This window comes from Hydrogenophaga defluvii, assembly GCF_042665235.1.
Classification (GTDB): domain Bacteria; phylum Pseudomonadota; class Gammaproteobacteria; order Burkholderiales; family Burkholderiaceae_C; genus Hydrogenophaga; species Hydrogenophaga defluvii_A.
Genome location: NZ_JBHTBZ010000035.1, coordinates 1 through 25427 on the forward strand (window position 1 = coordinate 1; position 25427 = coordinate 25427).

The 25427-nt window shown below is 65.1% G+C and carries 20 protein-coding genes and 1 pseudogene; 17 read left to right on the plus strand and 4 right to left on the minus strand.

Going from position 1 to position 25427, the window contains the following annotated elements:
* Nucleotides 1-72: 72 nt before the first annotated feature.
* Together soxX and soxB are read left to right on the plus strand one after the other, a co-directional pair.
* Nucleotides 73-615, plus strand: a pseudogene (gene soxX, locus ACFQU0_RS12885) (sulfur oxidation c-type cytochrome SoxX); the annotation flags it as partial.
* A gap of 72 nt (nt 616-687) precedes the next feature.
* Nucleotides 688-2409, plus strand: a complete 1722-nt coding sequence (gene soxB / locus ACFQU0_RS12890) for a thiosulfohydrolase SoxB (RefSeq protein ID WP_382201406.1) — start codon at nt 688-690, stop codon at nt 2407-2409.
* Nucleotides 2410-2463: 54 nt separating this feature from the next.
* Here the strand turns inward: soxB and ACFQU0_RS12895 are convergent, their stop codons facing one another.
* Nucleotides 2464-2934, minus strand: a complete 471-nt coding sequence (locus ACFQU0_RS12895) for a DUF192 domain-containing protein (protein WP_382201408.1) — start codon at nt 2932-2934, stop codon at nt 2464-2466.
* 76 nt (nt 2935-3010) lie between these two features.
* On the opposite strand from ACFQU0_RS12895, the gene icd reads away from it, so the two are divergent.
* The 4 genes from icd to ACFQU0_RS12915 all read left to right on the plus strand — a co-directional run bounded on the left by icd (nt 3011) and on the right by ACFQU0_RS12915 (nt 8777).
* Nucleotides 3011-4264 (plus strand): NADP-dependent isocitrate dehydrogenase, encoded by a 1254-nt coding sequence (gene icd, locus ACFQU0_RS12900; protein ID WP_382201410.1) that lies wholly within the window; start codon nt 3011-3013, stop codon nt 4262-4264.
* Between the two features lie 113 nt (nt 4265-4377).
* A complete protein-coding gene (locus tag ACFQU0_RS12905; protein ID WP_382201412.1) occupies nt 4378-6255 on the plus strand; it encodes a patatin-like phospholipase family protein in 1878 nt (625 codons plus the stop codon).
* Between the two features lie 84 nt (nt 6256-6339).
* Complete coding sequence (locus ACFQU0_RS12910; RefSeq protein ID WP_382201414.1) at nt 6340-6801, plus strand: FecR family protein; 462 nt, start codon at nt 6340-6342, stop codon at nt 6799-6801.
* Nucleotides 6798-8777, plus strand: coding sequence for a TolC family outer membrane protein (locus tag ACFQU0_RS12915; RefSeq protein WP_382201416.1), 1980 nt, complete (start codon nt 6798-6800; stop codon nt 8775-8777). Before ACFQU0_RS12910 ends, ACFQU0_RS12915 begins: the two co-directional genes overlap by 4 nt.
* Before the next feature lie 49 nt (nt 8778-8826).
* Here ACFQU0_RS12915 and ACFQU0_RS12920 read toward each other — a convergent pair whose 3' ends face one another.
* A complete protein-coding gene (locus ACFQU0_RS12920; protein WP_382201418.1) occupies nt 8827-10980 on the minus strand; it encodes a CHASE2 domain-containing protein in 2154 nt (717 codons plus the stop codon).
* 154 nt (nt 10981-11134) lie between these two features.
* Here ACFQU0_RS12920 and ACFQU0_RS12925 point away from each other — a divergent pair, with 154 nt between their 5' ends.
* The 4 genes from ACFQU0_RS12925 (at nt 11135) to sbcB (ending at nt 17661) form a co-directional block, all read left to right on the plus strand.
* Nucleotides 11135-13321, plus strand: coding sequence for a cyclic nucleotide-binding domain-containing protein (locus ACFQU0_RS12925; RefSeq protein ID WP_382201420.1), 2187 nt, complete (start codon nt 11135-11137; stop codon nt 13319-13321).
* Between the two features lie 64 nt (nt 13322-13385).
* Nucleotides 13386-13742, plus strand: coding sequence for an ATP-dependent Clp protease adapter ClpS (gene clpS, locus ACFQU0_RS12930; RefSeq protein WP_382201422.1), 357 nt, complete (start codon nt 13386-13388; stop codon nt 13740-13742).
* 53 nt (nt 13743-13795) lie between these two features.
* The gene (gene clpA, locus ACFQU0_RS12935) at nt 13796-16144 is read left to right on the plus strand and encodes an ATP-dependent Clp protease ATP-binding subunit ClpA (protein ID WP_382201424.1); all 2349 of its coding nucleotides are present in this window, start codon (nt 13796-13798) and stop codon (nt 16142-16144) included.
* Nucleotides 16145-16212: 68 nt separating this feature from the next.
* Entirely contained in the window at nt 16213-17661 is a 1449-nt protein-coding gene (sbcB, locus tag ACFQU0_RS12940; RefSeq protein WP_382201426.1) for an exodeoxyribonuclease I, read from the plus strand.
* A 47-nt stretch (nt 17662-17708) separates the two neighbouring features.
* Here sbcB and ACFQU0_RS12945 read toward each other — a convergent pair whose 3' ends face one another.
* Together ACFQU0_RS12945 and ACFQU0_RS12950 are read right to left on the minus strand one after the other, a co-directional pair.
* Complete coding sequence (locus tag ACFQU0_RS12945) at nt 17709-18155, minus strand: EVE domain-containing protein (RefSeq protein ID WP_382201545.1); 447 nt, start codon at nt 18153-18155, stop codon at nt 17709-17711.
* Nucleotides 18156-18204: 49 nt separating this feature from the next.
* Nucleotides 18205-19761, minus strand: coding sequence for a helicase HerA-like domain-containing protein (locus tag ACFQU0_RS12950; RefSeq protein WP_382201428.1), 1557 nt, complete (start codon nt 19759-19761; stop codon nt 18205-18207).
* 134 nt (nt 19762-19895) lie between these two features.
* Between ACFQU0_RS12950 and ACFQU0_RS12955 the strand changes: the two genes are divergently transcribed.
* From ACFQU0_RS12955 to ACFQU0_RS12985, 7 genes are all read left to right on the plus strand, one after another.
* Nucleotides 19896-20615: a YebC/PmpR family DNA-binding transcriptional regulator gene (locus tag ACFQU0_RS12955; protein WP_382201430.1), complete on the plus strand. Its 720-nt coding sequence runs from the start codon at nt 19896-19898 to the stop codon at nt 20613-20615.
* 8 nt (nt 20616-20623) lie between these two features.
* Entirely contained in the window at nt 20624-21904 is a 1281-nt protein-coding gene (gene purD, locus ACFQU0_RS12960; RefSeq protein ID WP_382201432.1) for a phosphoribosylamine--glycine ligase, read from the plus strand.
* Complete coding sequence (hemF, locus tag ACFQU0_RS12965; protein ID WP_382201434.1) at nt 21901-22821, plus strand: oxygen-dependent coproporphyrinogen oxidase; 921 nt, start codon at nt 21901-21903, stop codon at nt 22819-22821. Before purD ends, hemF begins: the two co-directional genes overlap by 4 nt.
* A 3-nt stretch (nt 22822-22824) precedes the next feature.
* Nucleotides 22825-23493 carry a nicotinate (nicotinamide) nucleotide adenylyltransferase gene (gene nadD, locus ACFQU0_RS12970; protein ID WP_382201436.1) on the plus strand — a complete coding sequence of 223 codons (669 nt, stop codon included), beginning with the start codon at nt 22825-22827 and terminating at the stop codon, nt 23491-23493.
* Nucleotides 23490-24245, plus strand: coding sequence for a ribosome silencing factor (rsfS, locus tag ACFQU0_RS12975; RefSeq protein WP_382201438.1), 756 nt, complete (start codon nt 23490-23492; stop codon nt 24243-24245). The genes nadD and rsfS overlap by 4 nt, the downstream gene beginning before the upstream one ends.
* Entirely contained in the window at nt 24242-24709 is a 468-nt protein-coding gene (rlmH, locus tag ACFQU0_RS12980) for a 23S rRNA (pseudouridine(1915)-N(3))-methyltransferase RlmH (protein WP_382201440.1), read from the plus strand. Before rsfS ends, rlmH begins: the two co-directional genes overlap by 4 nt.
* 107 nt (nt 24710-24816) lie before the next feature.
* Nucleotides 24817-25422 carry a Maf family protein gene (locus ACFQU0_RS12985; protein WP_382201442.1) on the plus strand — a complete coding sequence of 202 codons (606 nt, stop codon included), beginning with the start codon at nt 24817-24819 and terminating at the stop codon, nt 25420-25422.
* Nucleotides 25423-25427 lie beyond the last annotated feature (5 nt).

A 25427-nucleotide genomic window follows, 5' to 3' on the forward strand; every position in this document is an offset into this window, starting at 1 on the left:
TGATACCTTCTGGGTGGACTGCTTTGCATCTGCTGACCTTACTCGGTGGCAGGTGTTGCACTTCAGATTTGAATCCGCCGCTCATTTCAGGACAAAGGCATCGCCAAGGTCAGCCGCCTGGACCAGGACGAGGCCAACCGTTTGTGCAGCGCGGCCGACACCGCAGGCAAGCCGCTGGACGAAAAAGTGGCCAAGGCCATCGAAGAAGCCAACCTCAAGTCCATCAAATGGCCCAGCGATGGCAAGTTTCTGGGCGACTGGAAACAGGGTGAAGCCCTGGCCCAGAGTGGCCGTGGCCTGACCTGGACCGATGACGCCAAAACCGCCAACGGTGGCAACTGCTACAACTGCCATCAGATCAGCAAAGCCGAAATTTCTTTCGGCACGCTGGGCCCCAGCCTGTACAACTACGGCAAGCTGCGTGGTGTGAGCGACCCCAACGCACCGGCGTCCAAGGCCATCGTGGACTACACCTGGGGCAAGTTGTGGAACGCGCGTGCCTACAACGCCTGCTCCCAAATGCCCCGGGCCGGCCACGCGGGCATCCTGAACGAACAGCAGATCAAACACATCATGGCCTTGCTGTTGGACCCCAAGTCGCCGGTCAACCAGTGAGCCACAGGCCTTGCGTGATGCAAGGCCTTTTTTCGCTTCTATCCATCAGTCGTTACTTATTGAGGAATATTCATGAGCTTCAGCCGACGTGAATTCATGCAGGTGCTGGCGGTGGCCAGTGCGGGGGGCATGGCCCTGGACCACGCCGATGTGCTGGCCGCCACGCCAGGTGCCGGCGAGCGGCTGTACGACGTGCCCAAGTTCGGCAACGTGAGCTTTCTGCACTTCACCGATTGCCACGCGCAGCTCAAGCCCATTTATTTCCGCGAACCCAGCGTCAACCTGGGCCTGAGCGAGGCACTGGGCCGCCCGCCGCACCTGGTGGGGGAGAAGCTGCTCAAACACTTCAACATCCAGCCTGGCACGGCGCAGGCCCACGCGTTCAGCTACCTCAACTTCGAGAAAGCGGCCAAGACGTACGGCAAGATTGGCGGCTTTTCGCACCTGGCCACGTTGGTCAAGCAGATGAAGGCCAGCCGCCCGCACGCGCTTTTGCTCGACGGCGGCGACACCTGGCAGGGCTCGGCCACCTCGCTGTGGACCAACGCACAAGACATGGTGGACGCCTGCAAGCTGCTGGGCGTCAACATCATGACACCACACTGGGAGTTCACTTTCGGCGCCAAGCGGGTGCAGGAGATCGTTGAAAACGACTTCAAAGGCAAGATCGATTTCCTGGCGCAGAACGTGACCACCTCCGACTTTGGCGATCAGGTGTTCGCGCCCTACGTCATCAAGGAGATGAACGGCGTGCCCGTGGCCATCATCGGCCAGGCCTTCCCCTACACGCCCATCGCCAACCCGCGCTACATGGTGCCCGACTGGACCTTTGGTATCCAGGACGAGAACATGCAGAAAATGGTGGACGAGGCGCGCGGCAAGGGCGCCCAGGTGGTGGTGGTGCTGTCGCACAACGGCATGGACGTGGACATCAAGATGGCCTCGCGCGTGCGCGGCATCGACGCCGTGCTGGGCGGCCACACCCACGACGGCATGCCCGCGCCGGTGATCGTCAAAAACCCCGGCGGCCAGACGCTGGTGACCAACGCCGGCTCCAACAGCAAGTTCCTGGGCGTGCTCGACTTTGACGTGCGTGGTGGCAAGGTGCAGGACTTCCGCTACAAGCTCATGCCCGTGTTCTCCAACCTGCTGCCCGCCGACAAAGAGATGGAGGCGCTCATCACCAAGGTGCGGGCGCCCTTTGAAGCCAAGCTGAACGAAAAGCTGGCGATCTCCGAAGGCGCGCTGTACCGCCGGGGCAATTTCAACGGCTCCTGGGACCAAGTCATCTGCGACGCGCTGATGGAAGTCAAGGGCGCCGATGCGGCCTTCTCGCCGGGTGTGCGCTGGGGCACCAGCCTGCTGCCGGGCGACACCATCACCTACGAGCTGATGATGGACCAGATGGCTGTGACCTACCCGGCCACCACGCTCAACGAGTTCACCGGCGCGCAGGTGAAAGAAATCATGGAAGACGTGGCCGACAACATTTTCAACCCCGACCCCTACTACCAGCAGGGTGGTGACATGGTGCGTGTGGGCGGTTTCCAGTACACCTGCGCGCCCACCGCGCCCATGGGCCAACGCATCCAGAACCTCACGCTCAAGGGCAAGCCGGTGGAAGCCGACAAGAAGTACAAGGTGGCCGGCTGGGCCTCGGTGCAAGAGGGTGTGCAGGGCGAGCCCATTTGGGACGTGGTAGCCGGCTACCTGCGCAACAAGAAGGTCGTCAAACAGGTCAAGATCAACCAGCCCAAGCTGGTGGGCGTGGACGGCAATCCCGGCATCGCCTGAGGCGCACCATCGCGCTCCGACAGTGGCCGCCTCGCGCGGCCTTTTTTTTGGAACTCAGGGTTTGGCGTTGCCGGGCGCTTGAGCAAAGGGCTGGCCGCGCAACCGCGCACCGGCCTGGATGTTGCGTTTGGCGAACCAGCCCTGGTTCATCTCCAGCACGTAGCGCACCGGCTTGGTCGAGCAGTGCGAGTCGGTGGTCTGCGGCTTCATGTCGGCCAGGTTGACGATGGTGCCGTCGTCGGCCACAAACGCGGCGGTCAGCGGCAGCAACGTGTTTTTCATCCAGAAACACTGCACGCCAGGCTGCTCGAACACAAACAGCATGCCTTCGTGGGTGGGCATCTCCTTGCGGTTCATCAGCCCCACGGCACGCTGCTGCGGCGTGAGCGCCACCTGGGCGTCGATCTGATGCATGCCCGCACTGAGCTTGACGCGTTGCAGGTTCAGCTGGGGGCCTTCCTGCGCATGAAGCGCGCCAGAGGCAGACAACACACAACAGAGGAGCAGACGGGGCAGGGCGTTCATGGCAGGCGGTGGCGTGTGAGCGAGAGCAACTAGAATTTTGAGGGTTCGTTGTGCATTCCTTCCGAGACCCTCCTACATGTACCAGCATATCAAGGTCCCTGCCCAGGGCCAGAAAATCACCGTCAACGCCGACATGTCGCTCAACGTGCCGGACCAGCCCATCGTCCCTTTCATCGAGGGTGACGGCACCGGGCTGGACATCACCCCGGTGATGCTCAAGGTGGTGGACGCGGCCGTCGCCAAGGCCTACGGTGGGCAGCGTCAGATCCAGTGGATGGAGGTGTACGCCGGTGAAAAAGCCACCCGCGTGTATGGTCCTGACGTGTGGCTGCCCGACGAGACACTCAGCGCGCTCAAGGATTATGTGGTCTCCATCAAAGGCCCGCTGACCACGCCGGTGGGTGGTGGCATCCGCAGCCTCAACGTGGCCTTGCGCCAGGAGCTGGACCTGTATGTGTGCCTGCGCCCCGTGCAGTATTTCAAGGGCGTGCCCTCGCCGCTGAAAGAGCCCGAGAAGACCAACATGGTCATCTTTCGCGAGAACTCGGAGGACATCTACGCCGGCATCGAATACGAGGCCCAATCGGCCAAGGCGCAAAAGCTCATCAAGTTCCTGCAGGACGAGATGGGCGTGACCAAAATCCGCTTCCCCGAGACGTCGGGCATCGGGGTCAAGCCGGTTTCCATCGAGGGCACGGAGCGGCTGGTGCGCAAAGCCATTCAGTACGCCATCGACAACAACAAGCCCAACGTCACCATCGTGCACAAGGGCAACATCATGAAGTACACCGAAGGTGGCTTCCGCGACTGGGCCTATGCGTTGGCGCAAAAGGAGTTCGGCGCCCAGCCCATCGACGGTGGGCCGTGGTGCAAGTTCAAGAACCCCAAGACCGGGCGTGACATCACCATCAAGGACAGCATCGCCGACGCCTTCCTGCAGCAAATCCTGCTGCGCCCGGCCGAGTACTCGGTGATCGCCACCCTCAACCTCAACGGCGACTACATCTCGGACGCGTTGGCCGCGCAGGTGGGTGGCATTGGCATTGCGCCCGGCGCCAACCTGAGCGATTCGGTGGCCTGCTTCGAGGCCACCCACGGCACGGCGCCCAAGTACGCCGGCAAAGACTACGTCAACCCTGGCTCCGAAATCCTCTCGGCCGAGATGATGTTGCGCCACATGGGCTGGAAAGAAGCCGCCGATCTCATCATCGCCAGCATGGAAAAAGCCATCCTGTCCAAGAAGGTCACCTACGACTTCGCCCGCCTCATGGACGGCGCCACGCAGGTGAGTTGCTCGGGCTTTGGGCAGGTGATGATCGAGCAGATGTGACGGCCTGCTCACGCGCAAACCGTCACATTCCTGCGAATGGATTTTGACGTTTTGTTGCAATTGTGGTTAAGCTCGTTTCTTGTGCAGTTTGACAACACAAGAAACGGCAATCCATGCAAGTCATTCACTCGACGCATCCCTACCAAGACGAATTGTTGCGCCGCCAGCTGACGGCATTTTTGGGGGATGCCGATCCGGCCGCCGTCGAGCTGTTGCGCGCCCACCTGGAGTGGATTGAGGTGGACAGCGGCGAGACCCTGATGGAGCAGGGCGAGGCGGGGGACTCGATGTTCCTTGTCATCAGCGGGCGGCTGCGGGCCTACATCCGCGACGAGAACGGACAGGAACGCGCGGTGCGCGAAATGTCGCGTGGTCAGGTGATCGGCGAGATGAGCCTGTACACCGGTGCGCCCCGCTCGGCCACCGTCGTGGCCATCCGCGAGTCGGTGTTGATCCGCCTCGACAAGCCGGCCTTCAACAAGCTGTTGGCCAGCAGCGCCCAGGCCTCGATCGGCCTGACCCAGCAGCTCATCCGCCGCCTGCAAACCGAACGTGACCGTGCGCCGGTGGAAAAGCCGGTGATCACGGCGCTGATCGCCATCACCGATGGTGTGGACCTGAACCCATTCAGCGAGCAACTCGCCGCCAGCATGGCGGCGGCGGGGCGGGTGCAACGGGTCGATTCGGCGTGGGTGTCCACCCGGCTGCAGGCCCTGGGCTTGCGGGCTGACGATGAACACAACCCCGAGGTTGGCCGCCAGATCAGCATGGTGCTCGACCAGGTCGAGGCCGAAAACGACTTTGTGCTGATGGTGGCCGATGCGCAGTCCACCGCTTGGACGCGGCGTTGCGCCCGCCATTGTGACGAGTTGCTGCTGCTGGCCGACGCCAGCGAGCCCGCGCGGCTACACCCCATCGAGACCGATTTCCTCATGCTGCGCCCGCCCCGTGCCGAAGCGGCCCAGGTATTGGTGCTGCAGCACGACGCCGACAAACGCACACCACTCAAAACCAAGGCCTGGCTGGACCGCCGGCCGGTGGCCGACCACGTGCACCTGCGACGGGGCTCGGCGCGCGACATGGCGCGCCTGGCCCGACTGCAGACCCGCACCGCCGTGGGCCTGGTGCTGGCTGGCGGCGGTGCGCGAGGCCTCTCGCAACTGGGCATTTACCGCGCCCTGCTGGAGCATGGCATCGACGTGGATTGTGTGGGCGGCACCAGCATCGGCGCGCTGATGGGCATGTTGGTCGCCTCGGATCAGCCGCTGGACCAGGTGCTCCAGGTGGCCCGCAAGGCGTTTGGCAGCAACCCCACCAGCGATTTCAACTGGCTCCCGCTGATTTCGCTCATCAAGGGCCAGCGGCTGCGCCACTTGGTGCGCGAGTCGATGTTGTCCCTGTTCGGTTCCGACCCGGATGCCGAGGACCTGTGGAAAAACTTTTATTGCATCGCCACCAACTACAGCACCGCCAGCGAGGTGGTGTTGCGCCGTGGCAACTTGGGCCGCGCGCTGCGGGCCAGCATCGCCATCCCCGGGGCGCTGCCGCCTGTCATATTTGATGGTGATTTGTTGTGCGACGGTGGTACTTTCAACAATTTTCCGGTCGATGTGATGCGGAAAATGCGTGGTGTGGGCACGGTGCTGGGGGTCGATCTCAGTTTCAAGAAACCCCGGAAAATCACCCACAGCGAGGTGCCCGGCACGTGGGCTTTGCTGCGTGACAAGCTGCGCCCCCGCGCGCAGCGGCGCTACAAAATGCCATCCATGGCCAGCTTGTTGATGAATGTGACCATTTTGTACAGCGTTTCGCGCCAGCGCGAAGTGCAAGCACTGACAGATGTGTACTTCAACCCACCCCTGGACCGGGTGGGCATGCTGGCTTGGAATAAACTTGATCAAATTGTCAAACAAGGTTACACACACGGTAACGAAGTGTTGCAGGCCCTGGGGCCTGGTGCGCTTGCCCAACTGGTGCGTATCCGGGGTTGAGTGTGGGTGGTGCGCCACCCACGTGTCGGGTTCGACAACGGTGTTTCGGGCGTGTGGGCACGTCCTGTGATTGGAGTCCAGACCATGTGGAACAAGAAGCTATCGCTGTTATTGAGCGCGTCCTTGCTCGCCTGGGGCGCACATGCCCAGAACCGGGCGCCGGCCACAGTGGGGGCCATCGGTTTTGTCAAAACGGCCAAAGGCGAGTCGTTTGTGGACTCCGGTGGCCAAGCGGTGCGCGCCGCTGAGGGCACGCCGCTGAAAGTGGGCGACGTGGTGCGCACCGGCGCCGACGGCGCGGTGGGCCTCACCTTGAAAGACAACACGGTCATGTCCTTCGGGCCATCCACCCGCTTCACCTTGGAAGAGTACCTGTTTGCGCCAGCCAAGGGCGACCTCAAACTGGGCGGGCGCCTGACCAGCGGCTCGCTGCACTACGTGTCGGGCCTGATCGCCAAGGCACGGCCTGAAGCGGTGGCCGTCAAGACGCCGACCGGCACCATCGGTGTGCGCGGCACCCGTTTTGTGGTGGTGGTGGCACCATGAGGGTCAGCGCTGTTTCGTTTGCCGTGGCGGCCCTGTTGGCGGGCGGGTTGGTGTCGGTGTCGGGCGGGGCGCTGGCGCAGGGGGCGGCTGTTTTGCCCGCGCCCATGTTGGAGGCGGTGACCCAGGCGATCAACACCCACCCGGGTGTGCAGGCCCAGTGGCACGCGCTGCTGGGGGCCGGTGCCCGGCAGGACGCCGAGCGGGGTCCGGGGCGGCCGCAGGTCGATTTGTTTGCCAGCGTGGGCCGCGAGTCACAGACCCGGCCTGGTTCGGCCACCGGCACCTACACCCACACCAACGGCACCTTGTCCGTCAGCCAGTTGCTGTTTGACGGCGGCGCGGTGAGTGCGGCCGTGCGGCAGGCCGGGCACGACAAGCTGTCGCGTTTCTACCGCCTGCTCGATGGCACCGAAAGCATGGCCTTCGACGCGGCCGTGGCCTACGCCGAATTGGCGCGTGCCAATGAGCTGGTGGATCTGGCCAAACGCAATTACGTCGAGCACAAGCTGATCCACAACCAACTGAGCGAACGCGAGAGCGGTGGCGTGTCGCGCCGTTCGGACGTGGAGCAGGCGCTGGGTCGGCTGGCGCTGGCCGAATCCAACCTGGCCGAGGAGCTGTCGGCCCACCACCGGGCCGCGCAGGTCTACCTGCAGGTCATGGGCGTGCTGCCGCCGGCGCAACTGGCCGCGCTGCCGCGACAGCTGGATTTGCCCGGCACACCAACGGACGCCGTGGCGGCCGTGTCGCAGGCGCTGCGCCAGAGCCCGCGCATGTGGACGTCGGTGGAGTCGGTGCGCGCCGGTCGCGCTGCCATGGACAGCTACCGCAGCGAAAACGCGCCGCGTGTGGACGTGCGGGCCAGCCAGTCGCTGGACCGCAACCTCGACGGCGTGCGTGGCCGCTCCCGCGATGCGGTGATCGAGCTGCTTGTGCGCTTCAACCTGTACCGGGGTGGGGCCTACGAGGCCCGCGTGGAGCAGGCGGCGCAGGCCCTGAACGAGGCCATGGAGCAGCAGGAGTCCACGTGCCGCGATCTGCGCCAGACTCTCACGGTGGCTCTCAACCAAGTCAACACCCAGCGGGAGCAGACCCAGTTGCTCGACCAGCAGCGCCTGGCCGCCGAAAAAGTGCAGGCCGCCTACCAGCAGCAGTTCGACATCGGTCAGCGCACCCTGCTCGATCTGCTGGACACCCACAACGAAGTGTTTGAGGCCAACCGGGCCTACACCCGCGCCCGCTACGCGTATTTCACGGCGCAGGCGCGCTCGCTGGCCACACTGGGGCAGCTCACCAGTGCCCTGGGCGTCACGCGCAACGGTTTGCCCAGTGCCGCCGATGTGGGGCAAGACCAGCCCGAGGTGGATCCCGCTTCGCTGTGTGCCCCCGAGACGGTCACCACCGTGGCGGTCAACACCACGCCACCCGCGCGTCCCGCCGCCTTGCCGCGTTCTTATGTGGTGTTGCTGCAGGGCGCCGATGGCAGCACCGGCAAGGTGGTGGTGGCAGGCGACAAAGGCACCATCGAGTTGCAGCGGGCCAGTGGCGCCGCTGCGCTGGACGGTTCCACCCGCGAGGCCTACGCGGTGCCGGCAGACATGTTGGCGCGCGACACTGGCGCGGCCATCGGCGCGTCACCTGCGGCGCCCACGGTCTTCAGGCTGAACTTTGAAAAAGGCAGCACGCGCCTGACCCCAGAGTCGCGGGCCATGGTCGAGCAGGTGTTTGGCGAGGTGCGCCAGCGCAGCGCGCCCGACGTGTCGGTGGTGGGGCACACCGACACCCTGGGGGGGGCGGCGGCCAACATGTCGTTGTCGCTGCGCCGTGCCGAAACCGTGGCCCGCCTGCTCAAGCCCGTGGCTTCGCGCATCATCGCCATGGACATCGGCGGCATGGGCGAGACCAGCTTGCTGGTGCCCACGCCGGACAACCGGTCGGAGCCACGCAACCGCCGTGTCGAGTTGACCGTGCGCTGAAACGCCCACGCGGCCATCCAGCCAAAACGGCGGCCCCTGGCCGCCGTTGTCATTTGTCGGTCATCACGATCACCTCGCCACTTTCGCCACGGCGCAGGCGTCGCAGGTGCAGTTGCACCAAGGGATCGTCCGGGCGTTCGTGCGCCAGGTGCTCAAACGCGTCCAGGGCGTCCGGGTTGCCGGCCGCCATCAGGTCGTAGGCGTGTTCGTAGGCGGGCAGGGCGGCGGCTTCGGCCTCGTCGGGGGCCAGGCCGTCGTTGAGGGGCTGCCACACCAGCAGGGCACGTGTTTTGCCCTTGAGCGTGAGCCGGCCCACGCGGCGGGCCAACACGCCGGGCACGCCGGCCACCACATCTTCCGACAGGCACACCCGGGTGCCCAGGTGTTTGTTCACGCTTTCCAGCCGCGCGGCGGTGTTCACTGGGTCGCCCAGGGCGCGGTAGTCGAAGATGGTGGAACCGCCAAAATTGCCCACGATGACCTCGCCGCAGTGCACCCCGATGCGCGTGTGGCCGAAGGGAATGCCCTTGGCCTGCAAGTCAAGCGCGTACTGGGTGGCGTAGCGTTGCATGGCCAGGGCGCAGTCGTACGCGCGTTTCTGGTGGTCGGGCTGGTGCACCGGTGCGGAGAACATGATGGCCACCGCGTCACCCACGATGCGGTCCAGTGTGCCTTCGTGCGCAAACGCGATGTGGATCATTTCGTCGAGGTAGCGGTTGAGCAGCGCCACCGCTTCGCCGGGGTCGATTTTTTCCATCAGGCTGGTGAAGCCCGCGAGGTCGGTGAACACGAAGCTGCAGGTCAGGCGCTGCCCGCCCAGCTCCAGGCTGTCCGGGTTGTCCACGATGTGTTTCACCAGGTTGGGCGAGACGTAGCGCGAGAACGCCTGCCGCACCCAACGCTGGCGGCGTTCGCTGGCAAAGTGATGCACCATGCTGCCCAGCAGGAAAGCGCTGAAGATGCCTATGGACGGCACGATGGAGTCGATCAGCAGGTGCTGCGAGGCAAAGGCGTACCAGCCACCCCAGACGGTGGCGCCCAGGGCCGCTGCCGTGGCGAGCGCCGACCACAACACGCCGGCGTACAGCGCGAGCAGCCCAATGCCCAGACCGGCCACCACCAGGGTGATGGCTTCCACCGCCACGGCCCAGCCGGGGCGGTAGAGGTAGCTGTCGGTCAGCGCCTGCTCCAGAATCTGGGCATGGGCTTCCACACCCGGTATCACGCCGCCCAGCGGGCTGAAGCGCAGGTCCATCAGGCCCTGTGCTGAACTGCCCACCAGCACCAGACGGCCTTGCACATCGGCGGGCGTCACTTCGCCTGCCAGCAGCTTCCAGGCCGGGATGAGGCGTTGCTGGCGTTCGGTGGCGTAGTGCACCCATGCTTCGCCGTTGCGGGTGGTGGGCACCACCACCTGTCCGATGCGGATTTCGGCGATACCCGGGTTGCTGCTGGGTCCCATGCGCACCAGGTAGTTGTCGGCCCCTTGGCCGATGCGCAGCAGCTCTGTCACCAGCGAGGGCACCAGCTGATCACCGACCCGCAGCACCAAGGGCACACGCCGCACCACACCGTCGTTGTCGGGCACAAAGGTGAGCGCGCCGGCTGCCGCCGCGCTGCTGCTGAGCACAGGCAGGGGCGCCACCACGCTGCCAAAGCGGTGTACAAAGGGCTGTGGTGCACCGCCCATTGCCACCGGCGTGACCAGCGGCATAAAAGGTGGCACGGTGCCGGGGCCCTCGCGCTCCAGTGAGAAACCCAGCACCACGTTGGCGGATTTGAGTTGCCGCGCCAGCAGGTCGTCGTTGTCCGGCAAGGCCGCGATCTGCTCGCGCACCGCTGCGGGCAGTGGCCAGTCCCGGCTGACGGCGGCCGGCGTGGTCCGGTCCGGTTCCGCAAACACCACGTCAAATCCAACCGCCGCCGCCTCCAGGCTGTGCAGGCGCTCGACCAACTGGGCGATCCGGTAGCGGGGCCAGGGCCATTGGCCGATTTTGGCCAGGCTCGCTTCGTCGATGTCCACCACCCGCACGGCGGTGTCCTGGTACACGCGGGGTTGCAGGCGCTGGTACTGGTCCCACAGCGCATGCCGCAGGGTGCGCACCAGCGGGGGGTCGGCCAACATCAGGCCACACACCAGCGCCACCGCCAGCAGCGGAGCAAAAAAATAGAGTCGGCGCAATTGGCGCAAGGCGTGTCGCATGGGGCGTCTGCCGTGATTTGGGCGGCGAAATGGGCTGGGTGCCGCGAGCGAGTTACATTAAATGACAATTTCGATGTGACCGGCTGCCGACCTGTGTTTTTTGGTGCGCCGGTGTGTGTTTGACCCCAACCTCCTTGAGCGACAAGGCCATCGCATGAGCGCTGACAAGACGACGGCATCGCCCCCGGGTCTGGTGGAGCCTGCCGTGCGCTGGCGGCCCTTGCACCTGCTCGGTGCGCTCGATGCGGTGGCCCTGGCCTTGCCCACCACCTTGGGGGCGGTGGTGTTGGTGTACGTCCACATCGGTGCGGATCACCTTGCGGCAGGCATCCTGGCGGCCATCGCCGGTCTGGTGCTGCTGCACCTCTTCAGCCTGGGCGCCACCCGGCCGGCCCTGTTTTCAGCCCGCTTGTTCGAGGCCACCACCCTCGCCGCCATGCTGGCCCAGTTGGGGCCGCACCTGGCCACCTGGGGGCTGCCCGACACGCCCGAGGTGCGGCTGGCCTTTTTGTGCCTGTTTGCGGCCGGCGCCGGTCTGGTCAAGGCCCTGTTGTACCTGCTGCGTGCCGACCGGCTCACCCGCTTCATTCCCGCACCGGTGTTTGGCGGTTTCTCCAACAGCATCGCGGCACTGCTGGTGATTTCGCAGTTGTCCACGCTGCAGCGCCTGCTGAAGGCGGGCGAGCCTGCGGCACTGCTGCTTCTGGTGGCGGGCCTGTCCGGCGGGGTGATGATGGCCTTGCGGTTTCGGGCCAGCAAATGGCCCGCAGCCGCCGTGGGGCTGGCCGTGGGTGCGACGGCAGCCGAGTTGCTGCGCCTCAACGGCGGGCAGTTCACCATGTTGTCCGAGGGCGGTTGGCCCAGCGCCTTGCCGGTCGTGTTGGCCGATTTTGACGCCTTGGCGGGGCCCCAGGTCGCCACCGGAGCGTTGTTCGTTCACGTGGCGGTGAATGCCCTGATCCTGGGCGTGATGGCCTTCATCAACACGACGGTCACCATGGAAGTCATCGGGCAACACGACGGCAAGCGCATGGTGGGCATGGGGCCACGCCTGATGCAGGCGGCCGCCGTGGCCATGGCGGGTGCGATGGGTTCGCTGGTGCTGACGGCCTCGCAGCAGGCCTCAGGTGCCGCCCAGCGCAGCGTGCAGCTCAAACCAATCACCGTGTTCTGGGCCGCGTTGCTGTTCGCGCTGGTGTACGCCACCGGCGTGGTGTTGTGGATGCCGGTGGCGGCGATTTGTGGCGTGATGCTGGCCGATGCCTGGTTTTTTGTGGACCGCACGTCGGCCCGCCATTTGGGCCAATGGCTCAAGCGCCAGGCACTCAGCACCAACGCCCGCGCGGATTTGGCCGTGGTGATGGCGGTCACGTTCACCGCCGTGGTGCTGAACATGGTGGCGGCGGTGGTGGTGGGTTTTTTTCTGGGCCTGTTGTTGTTTGCCATGCGCAACGCTCGGCAGCCTGTGCGCCACATCTGGACCGGGCGCCAGATGCGTTCCAATTGCGCGCGGCCACGCCACGAAATGGCCGCGCTGGACGGTGCTGCCCACCACATCCACGTGTTCGAACTGGAGGGCGATCTGTTTTTTGCCTCGGCCAGTGGACTGAGCGAGCTCATCGACGAGCGGACCGGCGAAGGGCAGTGGGCCTTGCTGGATTGGAGCCGCGTGCGCCATGTGGACAGCAGTGTGGTCACCGCCTTGTTGCGTTTGCATGATGTTTTGCCGGCGAAACGTGTGACCTTGCTGCACGCCGGTGTGCGCCCCGGCTCCTTGGTGGCCGAGGCGATTGGTGGGCCATTGCCCCAAGGCAGCCTCTACCCCGACCTCGACCACGCCATGGAGGCCGCTGAAAACGCTTTGCTCGCAGGCTTGGGGGCGTTCGAGGAAGACCGCGTTGTGCCCTTGGAGGGCAGCGGTTTTCTGCGTGGGCTCAGCGATGCCGACCGGGCGCTGGTGGTGGGCACCATGCGCCGTGTGCGCCTGCCCGCCGGGGCCACCGTGCTGCGGGCCGGCGACCCCAGCGATGAACTGATGTTGGTCTTGGCGGGGTCTGCCAATGTGGTGGTGCGCGACGCGCGGGGCGAGCAACTGCGCCTGTCCACCGTGTTGCCGGGCGCCACACTGGGCGAAATCGGGTTTCTGGACCAGGCGCCCCGTTCGGCCGACGTGGTGGCCAAAACCGATCTGCTGCTGGCTTGCATGGACCGCCGCATGTTCGACCGATGGGGGCAGACACATCCTCACATCGTTCAGCGCTTGCTGGCCAACATTGCGCTCGACATGGCGGCCCGGTTGCGCTCGGTCAGCGCCATGGTCTCCGCCCGAAACCGGAGTTGAGCTGAGGGCCGTTGCTGCGGCTTCAATGGCCCCGACCGACGGGGGCCTTCGGCGGCTGGCTAGAATGGTTTCCATGGTCACCAAACCCGTCAAACCCGCACCCACGCCGCCCCAGACCGGCGGGGACGATGCGGTCGTGCTCGAACGCCGCACCCAGCGCACCCAACCGCCGCAGATGTACCAGGTGGTGCTGCTCAACGACGATTTCACGCCGATGGAGTTTGTGGTCTTGGTGATCCAGGAGTTTTTCAACAAGGACCGCGAGACAGCCACCCAGATCATGCTCAAAATACACCTGCAAGGCAAAGGCGTGTGTGGTGTGTTTTCGCGTGATGTGGCGGCCACCAAGGTCGACCAGGTGCTGGACGCCGCCCGCAAGGCGGGGCATCCCCTGCAGTGTCTGAGCGAGCCGGTTGAATAAATCGGACCCGCCCCAAGCTGCGCAACGATAGATTTTTGTAAAGGAAGTGCCCCATGATTGCCCAGGAACTTGAAGTCAGCTTGCACATGGCCTTTGTCGAGGCCCGGCAACAACGGCACGAATTCATCACGGTGGAGCACCTGCTGCTGGCGCTGCTGGACAACCCCAGCGCGTCCGAAGTGCTCAAGGCCTGCTCGGCCAACATCGATGATCTGCGCAAATCCTTGACCCATTTCATCAAGGACAACACCCCCCAGGTGGCGGGTTCCGACGAGGTGGACACCCAGCCCACCTTGGGTTTCCAGCGCGTCATCCAGCGCGCCATCATGCATGTGCAGAGCACCGGCAACGGCAAGAAGGAAGTCACCGGCGCCAACGTGCTGGTGGCCATCTTCGGCGAGAAGGATTCGCACGCCGTGTATTACCTCCACCAGCAGGGCGTGACGCGCCTGGACGTGGTGAACTTCATCGCCCACGGCATCCGCAAGAGCGACCCGCCCGAGCCCACCAAGTCCAACGACGCGGCCCCCGAGAATGAGGAAGCGGCCGAAAGCAAGGGCAACGAAAAGCAGTCGCCGCTGGAGCAGTTCACGCTCAACCTCAACCAAGCCGCCAAGGACGGCAAGATCGATCCGCTGATCGGTCGTGAGTACGAGGTCGAGCGTGTGATCCAGATCCTGTGCCGCCGCCGCAAGAACAACCCGCTGCTGGTGGGCGAAGCCGGCGTGGGCAAAACGGCCATCGCCGAAGGCCTGGCCTGGCGCATCACCCAGAAGGACGTGCCCGAGATCCTGGCCGAATCCACCGTGTATTCGCTGGACATGGGCGCGTTGCTGGCTGGCACCAAGTACCGGGGCGACTTCGAGCAGCGCCTCAAGGGCGTGCTCAAGTCGCTCAAGGACAAACCCAACGCCATCCTGTTCATCGACGAGATCCACACCCTGATCGGTGCGGGCGCGGCGTCGGGTGGCACGCTGGACGCGTCCAACCTGCTCAAGCCGGCCCTGTCCAGCGGGAACCTCAAGTGCATCGGCGCCACCACCTTCACCGAATACCGGGGCATTTTCGAGAAGGACGCCGCGCTGAGCCGCCGTTTCCAGAAGGTGGATGTGGTCGAGCCGACGGTGGAGCAGACCGTGGAGATCTTGAAGGGTCTCAAGAGCCGCTTCGAGGAGCACCACAGCGTCAAGTACGCGGCTGCGGCGCTGCAGGCTGCGGCCGAACTGTCGGCCAAGTACATCAACGACCGCCACCTGCCCGACAAGGCCATTGACGTGATCGATGAGGCCGGTGCGGCCCAGCGCATCCTGGCGCCGTCCAAGCGCAAGAAGACCATCAGCAAGACGGAGATCGAAGAGATCGTCGCCAAGATCGCGCGCATCCCGCCGGCCAATGTGTCCAACGACGACCGCAGCAAGCTGCAGACCCTGGAGCGCGACCTCAAGAGCGTGGTGTTCGGCCAGGACAAGGCGCTGGAGGTATTGGCCGCCAGCGTGAAGATGGCGCGCTCGGGCCTGGGCAAGGGCGACAAGCCCATCGGCGCCTTCCTGTTCAGCGGCCCCACCGGTGTGGGCAAGACCGAAGCGGCCAAGCAGCTGGCCTACATCATGGGCATCGACTTGATCCGCTTCGACATGTCGGAGTACATGGAGCGCCACGCGGTCAGCCGCCTGATCGGCGCGCCTCCGGGTTATGTGGGTTTTGACCAGGGTGGGCTGCTGACCGAGGCCATCACCAAAAAGCCGCACGCGGTGTTGTTGCTCGACGAAATCGAGAAGGCTCACCCCGACATCTTTAACGTGCTGCTGCAGGTCATGGACCATGGCACGCTGACCGACAACAACGGGCGCAAGGCCGACTTCCGCAACGTCATCATCATCATGACGACCAACGCGGGCGCCGAGACCATGAACAAGGCCACCATCGGCTTCACCAACCCGCGCCAGGCGGGTGACGAAATGGGCGACATCAAGCGCCTGTTCACGCCCGAGTTCCGCAACCGGCTGGACGCCATCGTCAACTTCAAGGCGCTGGACGAGAACATCATCCTGCGAGTGGTCGACAAGTTCCTGCTGCAACTCGAAACCCAGTTGGCCGAGAAAAAGGTGGAGGTCACTTTCAGCGACAAGCTGCGCAAGCACCTGGCCAAAAAGGGCTTCGATCCGCTCATGGGCGCGCGCCCCATGCAGCGCCTTATCCAGGACACCATCCGCCGCGCCCTGGCCGACGAATTGCTGTTCGGTCGCTTGACCGACGGCGGCCGCCTGAGCGTGGACATTGGCGACGTGGCCGAGGGCAGCGATGCCACGCCCGAGGTGCTGCTGGACATCCATCCCCTGCCACCGAAAGGCAAGGCCAAGGCTGAGCCCGCCGAGCCGGAAGAAGCCGCTGCGGCGGACTGACCCACTGCTGCCCCGGTTACGATCCAAAGGCCGGCGTGTCGAACGCCGGCCTTTTTTCATGAGCCCGCATGACGCACACCTTCTTCTGGCACGACTACGAAACCTTTGGCACCAACGCCCGCGCGGACAGGCCAGCGCAGTTTGCCGGCATTCGCACCGACGCCGAACTCAACGAGATCGGCGAACCGTTGATGGTCTACTGCCGTCCCGCGCCGGACTACCTGCCCGATCCGGAATCCTGCCTGATCACCGGCATCACGCCGCAGTTGTGTCTGCAGCAGGGTGTGCCAGAAAACGTGTTTGCCGCTCACATCCACTCGGCGCTGGCCGAGCCGGGCACCATAGGCGTGGGCTACAACACGATACGCTTTGACGACGAGTTCACCCGCTTCCTGTTCTGGCGCAACCTGATCGATCCCTACGGGCGCGAGTGGCAAAACGGCTGCGGTCGCTGGGATCTGCTGGACGTTGTTCGCCTGACCTACGCGCTGCGACCCGAAGGCATTCAGTGGCCGACCAAAGCCGATGGCCGCCCCAGCTTCAAGCTGGAAGACCTGGCCCGCGCCAATGGCCTGGTCCACGAACAGGCGCACGATGCGCTGTCCGACGTGCGCGCCACCATCGCGTTGGCCCGGCTCATACGGCAGCACCAGCCCCGCCTGTTCGACTTTGCCCTGGGCCTGCACAAAAAGGACCGCGTGGCCGCCGAACTGGGCCTGCCCGCGACCGCAGACACCGCGCGGCCGTTTCTTCACGTCTCCGGCATGTTCCCGCCCGAGCGCGGTTGCCTGGCCGTGATGTGGCCGCTGGCCAGCCACCCAGTCAACAAAAACGAGGTGATTGCGTGGGACTTGGCGGCCGATCCGTCCGAGCTGGCGCAACTGGACGCCGACACCCTGCGACTGCGCATGTTCACCCGCGTGGCCGACCTGCCCGAGGGCGTCACGCGCCTGCCGGTCAAGACCGTGCACCTGAACAAATCGCCCATGGTGGTGGGCAACCTCAAGACCCTGCGCCCGGAAATGGCCGAACGCTGGGGCGTGGACCTGGCGCAAGCGATGCGCTACGCCGCCACGGCGCGCGACCTGCCCGACATGAGCGCCATCTGGGCGCAGGTTTTCAGGCGCACCCCAGACGCGACCCCGGTGGACCCCGAGCGGGACTTGTATGGCGGTTTTGTGGGGCAGGGCGACCGGCGCCGACTGGACGTGTTGCGTCAGTTGTCGCCGCAAGAGTTGGCCCTGGACCGCACCGGTTTTGACGACGAGCGGCTGGGCGAGCTGGTGTTTCGCTACCGCGCGCGCCTGTGGCCAGAGACCCTCAACGAAGTCGAGACCGAACGCTGGCAAACGCTGTGCAGCCGCCGCTTGTTGCACGGCGACGGGGGGGCGCTGACGCTGGAGCGCTTGGCGCAACGCATTGATGAACTGGCCGAGGCCGCCAGCGAGCGCGGCGATGACCGTGCTGAGCACATCCTCGGTCAACTCTACGACTATGCCGATGCCATCGCCCCCTGATTGTTTGGGCCCGCGGCTGATGGGTCAGGATCCGCTAGCGGAGTCCCTCAGTCGCTGAGCAACGCTCGGATGTGATGCCAATGTGCCGGCGCCACCGGCGTGATGGACAGGCGGTTGCCACGCTTGAGCAGCAACATGTCGGCCAGTTGGGAGTCTGCCCGCAGTTCGGGCAGGGTGAGGTTGCGGGTTTTTTGCAGCACCTGCACGTCAACCAGCAACCAGCGAGGCGATTCGGGCATGGCATTCGGGTCGTGGTAGGGCGAGGCCAGATCGAACTGCGTGGGGTCGGGGTAGGGGGTGGACGCCACCTGCGCCAAGCCCACGATGCCAGGCTCGGCGCAGCTGGAATGGTAGAACAGCACGCCGTCGCCCACCCGCATGGTGTCGCGCATGAAGTTGCGCGCCTGGTAGTTGCGCACGCCGGTCCAGGGCACGGTGGCATGGGGTGCGGCCAGGGCATCGTCCACCGAACATTCGGCGGGCTCTGCCTTCATGAGCCAGTAGCGCTCGGTCACAGCCGTTTCAGCGTTTGCCCGCGTTTTGTCAGCGTTTACCGCCAAGCAGGCCACCCAGGATGCCGCGCACGATCTGGCGGCCCAGGCCGGTGGCCACGCTGCGCGCGGCCGACTTGGCCATGCTTTGCACGATGCCGTCGTACTGGCCACCACGCGGCCCGGTGCGGCCAAACAAGGCCTCGTTCACCATCTGACCCAGGCCCCCCGATGCCGCACCGGCGCCGTTCTGGCCACTGGCGCCGGGAATGCGGGGCGTCTTCACGCTACCTGTTTCGGCTGGCGCTGCCTCCTCGCCACGCGCGCCGGCATGGGCGCGCAGCAGTTCATGGGCGCTTTCGCGGTCCACGGATTTTTCGTACACACCCGCCACCAGCGACTGGCTCAGCAGCGCCTGGCGTTGTGCCGGCGTGATGGGTCCGAGCTGGCTGCCCGGTGGCAACACAAACACCCGTTCGGTTTCGGTGGGTCGGCCTTTGGGGTCCAGCAGGCTCACCAGTGCCTCGCCCACCGCCAGCTCGGTGATGGCGGCCTCGATGTCCAGGCCAGCCTTGGGGCGCATGGTCTCTGCCGTGGCTTTGACGGCTTTTTGGTCACGCGGGGTGAAGGCGCGCAGCGCGTGCTGCACGCGGTTACCCAGTTGGCCCAGCACGCTGTCGGGAATGTCCAGCGGGTTTTGTGTGACGAAGTACACGCCCACGCCCTTGGAGCGCACCAGCCTCACCACCAGCTCGATGCGCTCGACCAGCACCTTGGGAGCCTCATTGAACAGCAAGTGGGCTTCGTCAAAGAAGAACACCAGCTTGGGTTTGTCCGGGTCGCCGATCTCGGGCAACTGCTCGAACAGTTCCGACAGCATCCACAACAAAAAGGTGGCGTACAGGCGGGGCGAGTTCATCAGCTTGTCAGCAGCCAGCACGTTCACCACGCCATGCCCGTCCACCGTCTGCATGAAGTCGTTGATGTCGAGCATGGGCTCGCCAAAGAACTTATCCCCGCCCTGTTGCTCGATCTGCAGCAGGCCACGCTGGATGGCGCCCACGCTGGCGGCGCTGATGTTGCCGTATTCGGTGGTGAACTGTTTGGCGTTGTCGCCCACGTGCTGCAGCATGGCGCGCAGGTCTTTCAGGTCCAGCAGCAGCAGGCCGTTGTCGTCGGCGATCTTGAACACCAGGTTGAGCACGCCGGCCTGGGTGTCGTTGAGGTTGAGCATGCGCGAGAGCAGCAGCGGGCCCATATCGCTCACGGTGGCGCGCACCGGGTGCCCCTGCTCGCCAAACACGTCCCACAGCGTGGTGGGGCAGGCCTGGGGTTCGGGTGGCGTGATGCCTCGGTCCTTCAGCACCGCGGCCAGCTTGTCGCCGATCTTGCCGGGCTGGCTGATGCCGGTCAGATCGCCTTTCACGTCGGCCATGAAGACAGGCACGCCGATGCGCGAGAACTGTTCGGCCAGTGTCTGAAGCGTCACTGTTTTCCCGGTGCCGGTGGCACCCGTGACGAGGCCGTGCCGGTTGGCCAGACCCGGCAGCAGGTGGCACTGCGCGTGGCTGTTCTGGGCGATGTGAAGCGGGGCAATGGCGCTGGACATGTTCAAACCTCTCCTGTGGGCGCCACCGGTGCAAAAGGGGTGTCGGCGGCCAAAAAGTAGAATATCAGGTTATCTTCAGCGGCCCATGTGCCGCGCCCAACCCGGCCAGACGCGCCGGAACAGACGAGGTTTTCATGGCAGGACATTCCAAGTGGGCCAACATCCAGCACCGCAAGGGCCGGCAGGACGAGAAGCGCGGCAAGATCTGGACGCGCATCATCCGTGAAATCACGGTGGCGGCTCGCACCGGCGGCGGCGATTTGAGCGCCAACCCGCGTCTGCGCCTGGCGGTGGACAAGGCCAAGGCCGCCAACATGCCGGCGGACCGCATCAAATACAACATCGACAAGGCCTCGGGCAACCTCGAAGGCATGAACTACGAGGAAATCCGCTACGAGGGCTACGGCATCGGCGGCGCGGCCATCATCGTCGACACCATGACCGACAACCGCGTGCGCACCGTGGCCGAGGTGCGCCACGCGTTCAGCAAACACGGTGGCAACCTGGGCACCGAGGGCTCGGTGGCTTTCCAGTTCAAGCACTGCGGCCAGATCGTTTTTGCCCCGGGCACGTCCGAAGACAAGGTCATGGAAGTGGCGCTGGAAGCCGGCGCCGACGATGTGCTGACCGACGACGACGGCGCTGTGGAGGTGCTGACACCCGTTGCCGATTTTGAGGCGGTGCGCGATGCCCTGGAGGCGGCCGGTCTCAAGCCAGAAGTGGCCGAGGTCACCATGCGACCCGAAAACACCATCGAGTTGGCTGGCGACGACGCGGCGCGCATGCAAAAACTGCTCGACGTGCTGGAAGACCTGGACGACGTTCAAGACATCTTTCACAACGCGGCGATCTGAAAGTCCCCATGAAAATTCTCGTCATTGGCGGCGGTGGCCGCGAACACGCGCTGGCCTGGAAGCTCAAGCAGTCGCCCAAGACCACCCAGGTGTTTGTGGCGCCGGGCAACGCCGGCACGGCGCGCGACCGCGACCTCATCAACGTGCCCATCACCGACGTGGTGGCACTGCGCGAATGGGCGCAGGGCAACGGCGTTGGCCTCACCGTGGTGGGCCCCGAGGCGCCGCTGGCCGCCGGTGTGGTGGACGAGTTCCGCGCCCATGGTCTGCGGGTGTTCGGCCCGACAAAGGCGGCCGCACAGCTGGAAAGCTCCAAAGCCTTTTCCAAGGCCTTCATGTTGCGCCATGGCATTCCCACGGCCGCGTATGAAAGTTTCACCGACCCCGCTGCTGCACACGCCTACATCGACCGCATGGGCGCGCCCATCGTGGTCAAGGCCGATGGCCTGGCCGCTGGCAAGGGTGTGGTGGTGGCCATGAGCCAGGCCGAAGCCCACGAGGCGGTGGACTTCATGCTGGTGGACAACACCCTGGGCGTGAGCCACAACGCCGGCGGCGCGCGGGTGGTGATCGAGGCGTTTCTGCAGGGCGAGGAAGCCAGCTTCATCGTCTTGTGCGACGGCAAAAACGTGTTGGCGCTGGCCACCTCACAAGACCACAAACGACTGCAGGATGGTGACCAGGGGCCCAACACCGGGGGTATGGGCGCCTATTCGCCCGCGCCCGTGGTCACGCCCGATGTGCACGCCCGCGCCATGCGCGAAATCATCTTGCCCACCATCCGTGGCATGGAAAAAGACGGCATCCCCTACACCGGCTTTTTGTACGCGGGCCTCATGATTTCGCCCGAAGGCGCGGTCAAGACGCTCGAGTTCAACTGCCGCATGGGCGACCCCGAAACCCAGCCCATCATGATGCGCCTGAAGTCCGACCTGGTAGACGTGATGATGGCCGCCACATCGGGTGAACTGGACAAGACGGAACTGGACTGGGACCGCCGCACCGCGCTGGGCGTGGTGCTGGCCGCCCACGGCTACCCGCTGAACCCCCGCAAGGGCGACGCCATCACGGGCCTGCCGGCGGATGCCGATGATGCGATGGTGTTCCACGCCGGCACGCAGCTGGACGGCGAGACCGTTCAGGTCAACGGTGGCCGCGTGTTGTGTGTGACCGTGCTGGCGGATTCGGTCAAGCTCGGGCAGCAGCGCGCCTACGACGTGATCCGGGGCATTCAGTTCGACGGCATGCAGTACCGACGCGACATTGGCAGCCGCGCGCTCAAGCCATGACCGAATCGTCCACCCAGGTGGTGCGCAACTACCTCACCTCGCTGCAGGAGCGCATCACCTCCGCCATCGCAGCGCTGGACGGCCAGGCCTTCGTCAGCGATGCGTGGGCCAAGCCGCCTGGTGAAGCCTTGCAAGGGCAGGGCGTCACCCGCATCCTGGAAAATGGTGTGGTGTTTGAGCGCGCAGGCTGTGGCTTCTCCCACGTCACTGGGCCGAAACTGCCGCCGTCGGCCACGCAGCACAGGCCCGAACTCGCTGGCGCGCCGTTTGAAGCCATGGGTGTGTCGCTGGTGTTCCACCCGCGCAACCCGTATGTGCCCACCGTGCACATGAACGTGCGCATGATCGCGGCCACGCCCGTGGGCGGTGGCGAGGTGGTGTGCTGGTTTGGTGGGGGCATGGACCTCACGCCCTATTACCCGTTCGAGGAAGACGCGGTGCACTTCCACCGCACCTGCGCCGACGCCCTGGCCCCCTTTGGGGACGACAAGTACCCGCGTTTCAAGGCCTGGTGCGACGACTACTTTTTCCTCAAGCACCGCAACGAAGCGCGTGGCATCGGCGGCGTGTTCTTTGATGACTTTTCCGAAGGTGGCTTCGACAACGCCTTCGCCATGACACGTGCCGTGGGTGATGCGTTTTTGAGCGCCTACCTGCCCATCGTGGAGCGCCGCCAGGCCATGCCCTGGGGCGAACGCGAACGCGACCACCAGTTGTACCGCCGGGGTCGCTACGTCGAGTTCAACCTGGTGTGGGACCGTGGCACCCACTTTGGCCTGCAATCGGGCGGGCGCAGCGAATCCATACTCATGTCCATGCCACCGCTGGTGCGCTGGGCCTACAACCACCAGCCCGAACCCGGCTCACCGGAGGACCGCCTCACCCGCGATTTCCTTGTGCGTCGCGACTGGATCTGAGCCATGAACGAGACACCCAACCCGCGAGCGGGACAGGCCAAACCCCCGCTGCGTGTGGGCATGTTCGGTGGCGCGTTTGATCCACCCCACTGGGCACACCGCGCGCTGGCCGAAACCGCCCTGGGCCAGTTGCGGCTGGACCACCTGCACATCCTGCCCACGGGCCACGCCTGGCACAAGCCGCGCCAGCTTTCGCCCGCCGAGCACCGCGTCGCCATGTGCAAGCTGGCCTTTGACGGGCTGCTCAACATCCACTTCGACGAACGCGAAATCCACCGCGAAGGCCCGTCGTACACGGCCGATACATTGCGCGAGTTGCGCACCGAGTACCCGGGGGCTGAGTTGTTCCTGGTGCTGGGCGCCGATCAGTTGCTGGCCTTCAAAACCTGGGTGCGCTGGGAAGACGTGCTCCAATACGCCACCATCGCAGTGGCCAACCGGGCCATCAACATCGGTGCCGACGCCCGCCTCGACCAGGAGGTCGAGATGGACTTGTCGGGTGTCGATGTGCCTTTCACACTCTTGCACATGCCCCTGCGCAACATCAGCGCCACCGCCGTGCGTGCCCAGGTGCGCGAGGCCGGCGACCAGCGGGGCGCACTCGACGTGCTGGTGCCCGAAAGCGTTGCGCGCTATATTTCCTCCCATCACCTTTACAACCACCATTCATGACCAGCGAAACCACGGCCAACAAAAACACCCAAAAACTGCAGCGCGCCATCGTCGACGGGCTGGAGGATGTGAAGGCCCAGGACATCGTGGTGTTCAACACGGAGCACCTCTCGCCGCTGTTTGAACGCGTGGTGGTGGCCAGTGGCACCTCCAACCGGCAGACCAAGGCTCTCGCGGCCAGCGTGCGCGATGCCGTGCGCGAAGCCGGTTTTCCCAAGCCACGCACCGAAGGCGAAGAAAACGGCGAGTGGATCATTGTGGATTGCGGCGCTGCCGTGGTGCACGTGATGCAGCCCGCCATCCGCCAGTACTACCGCCTCGAGGAAATTTGGGGCGAAAAACCTGTTCGGCTGAAACACGGTGCCGCCAAGCCGGTGGTGGTCGAGAAGCCGGCCACCAAGAAGCCGGCCGCCAAAAAGACCGCAGCCAAAGCGCCCGTGGCGGCTGTGCCGGCCAAGAAGGTGGCAGCCAAGGTGGCCAAGGCCGCAGCGGCGGCCAAAGCGCCGGCCAAGGCCCCGTCCAAGGCACCCAAAAACGCCACCGCCAAACCTGCAGCCAAAGCCCCCGCCAAGAAGTCCGCCGTGAAGCCCGCGACCAAGGGTGCGGTGACCAAGGCACCTGTGGCCAAGAAGCCCGCCACCAAGGCCCCGGTCAAGGTGGTCAAGGTGAACGCACCGGCCAAGAAGGCAGCGGCCAAAAAAGCCGCACCGGCCCGCAAGCCTGCAGCGAAGTCGACCAAAAAGTCCACATGAAGCTCGGCATCGTCGCGGTCGGGCAGCGCATGCCCGACTGGGCACAGACCGCCTACGACGATTACGCCAAGCGCTTTCCACCCGAACTGCGGGTGGACATCAAGACCGTCAAGACCGAACCACGCGGCTCCAAAACCCTGGAGACGCTGCTGGCGGCCGAGCGCGCGCGCATTGAGGCACAGATTCCGCGTGGCACCCGCATCGTGGTGCTCGACGAGCGTGGCACCAACCTCACCACCAAGGCGCTTGCCGAGCGCTTGAAGGCTTGGCAGCTCGAAGGCGACGATGTCGCCCTGGTCATCGGCGGGCCCGACGGCCTGGAGCCTGCATTTCGCCAGACTGCGCACGAGCGCATTCGCCTGTCTGACATGACCTTGCCCCACGCCCTGGCCCGGGTGCTGTTGATCGAGCAGCTGTACCGCGCCTGGTCCGTCAATGCCAACCACCCTTACCACCGTGAGTGATGTCACCCCCACGCTCCGCCGCTGCGCGGGTCACTGCCCCCCGAGGGGGCTGTTTCGCCTTGGGGCGGCCCGGCGGCGAAACGGCCGCTTGATGGGAGCGTTTTTGCATGCGTGACTTCATTTATCTGGCCTCTCAGAGCCCCCGCCGCAAGCAGCTGCTGGAGCAGTGGGGGGTGCGCTGTGAATTGCTCTTGCCCGATGCGGACGAAGACAGCGAAGCGCTGGAAGTGGTGAAACCCAACGAGCCACCGTCCCGCTACGTGCAACGCGTGACCCGGCTCAAGCTGGAGGCGGCAGTGGACAGGCTCAAGCGCAGAGGTCTCCCGCTGGCCCCCGTGTTGTGCGCCGACACGACCGTGGCCATGGGCCGCGACATTATGGGCAAACCAGAGAGCGCGGCCCATGCAAGGCGCATGCTGGCCCAATTGTCGGGCCACAAGCACCAGGTGCTGACCGCGGTCGCCGTCGCTCACAAGGGCCAGGTGTTCGCCGCACTCAGCCGCTCCAGCGTCGCGTTCACCGAGATGAAGCCCGCCGAGATCGCACGCTACGTGGCCAGCGGCGAGCCCATGGGCAAGGCCGGTGCGTACGCCATTCAGGGCAAGGCCGCCATGTGGGCGCGCCAGATATCGGGCAGCTACAGTGGCATCATGGGCCTGCCGGCCTTTGAGACCGCACAGGTGCTGCAGGCCGCTGGTCTGCGGCTGCTTTGACACCC

What these genes read in the sequence shown, in the direction of transcription:
- soxB (WP_382201406.1), top strand. Translation starts at nt 688, where the DNA reads ATGAGCTTCAGCCGACGTGAATTCATGCAGGTGCTGGCGGTGGCCAGT.
- ACFQU0_RS12895 (WP_382201408.1), bottom strand. Translation starts at nt 2,934, where the DNA reads ATGAACGCCCTGCCCCGTCTGCTCCTCTGTTGTGTGTTGTCTGCCTCT.
- icd (WP_382201410.1), top strand. Translation starts at nt 3,011, where the DNA reads ATGTACCAGCATATCAAGGTCCCTGCCCAGGGCCAGAAAATCACCGTC.
- ACFQU0_RS12905 (WP_382201412.1), top strand. Translation starts at nt 4,378, where the DNA reads ATGCAAGTCATTCACTCGACGCATCCCTACCAAGACGAATTGTTGCGC.
- ACFQU0_RS12910 (WP_382201414.1), top strand. Translation starts at nt 6,340, where the DNA reads ATGTGGAACAAGAAGCTATCGCTGTTATTGAGCGCGTCCTTGCTCGCC.
- ACFQU0_RS12915 (WP_382201416.1), top strand. Translation starts at nt 6,798, where the DNA reads ATGAGGGTCAGCGCTGTTTCGTTTGCCGTGGCGGCCCTGTTGGCGGGC.
- ACFQU0_RS12920 (WP_382201418.1), bottom strand. Translation starts at nt 10,980, where the DNA reads ATGCGACACGCCTTGCGCCAATTGCGCCGACTCTATTTTTTTGCTCCG.
- ACFQU0_RS12925 (WP_382201420.1), top strand. Translation starts at nt 11,135, where the DNA reads ATGAGCGCTGACAAGACGACGGCATCGCCCCCGGGTCTGGTGGAGCCT.
- clpS (WP_382201422.1), top strand. Translation starts at nt 13,386, where the DNA reads ATGGTTTCCATGGTCACCAAACCCGTCAAACCCGCACCCACGCCGCCC.
- clpA (WP_382201424.1), top strand. Translation starts at nt 13,796, where the DNA reads ATGATTGCCCAGGAACTTGAAGTCAGCTTGCACATGGCCTTTGTCGAG.
- sbcB (WP_382201426.1), top strand. Translation starts at nt 16,213, where the DNA reads ATGACGCACACCTTCTTCTGGCACGACTACGAAACCTTTGGCACCAAC.
- ACFQU0_RS12945 (WP_382201545.1), bottom strand. Translation starts at nt 18,155, where the DNA reads ATGAAGGCAGAGCCCGCCGAATGTTCGGTGGACGATGCCCTGGCCGCA.
- ACFQU0_RS12950 (WP_382201428.1), bottom strand. Translation starts at nt 19,761, where the DNA reads ATGTCCAGCGCCATTGCCCCGCTTCACATCGCCCAGAACAGCCACGCG.
- ACFQU0_RS12955 (WP_382201430.1), top strand. Translation starts at nt 19,896, where the DNA reads ATGGCAGGACATTCCAAGTGGGCCAACATCCAGCACCGCAAGGGCCGG.
- purD (WP_382201432.1), top strand. Translation starts at nt 20,624, where the DNA reads ATGAAAATTCTCGTCATTGGCGGCGGTGGCCGCGAACACGCGCTGGCC.
- hemF (WP_382201434.1), top strand. Translation starts at nt 21,901, where the DNA reads ATGACCGAATCGTCCACCCAGGTGGTGCGCAACTACCTCACCTCGCTG.
- nadD (WP_382201436.1), top strand. Translation starts at nt 22,825, where the DNA reads ATGAACGAGACACCCAACCCGCGAGCGGGACAGGCCAAACCCCCGCTG.
- rsfS (WP_382201438.1), top strand. Translation starts at nt 23,490, where the DNA reads ATGACCAGCGAAACCACGGCCAACAAAAACACCCAAAAACTGCAGCGC.
- rlmH (WP_382201440.1), top strand. Translation starts at nt 24,242, where the DNA reads ATGAAGCTCGGCATCGTCGCGGTCGGGCAGCGCATGCCCGACTGGGCA.
- ACFQU0_RS12985 (WP_382201442.1), top strand. Translation starts at nt 24,817, where the DNA reads ATGCGTGACTTCATTTATCTGGCCTCTCAGAGCCCCCGCCGCAAGCAG.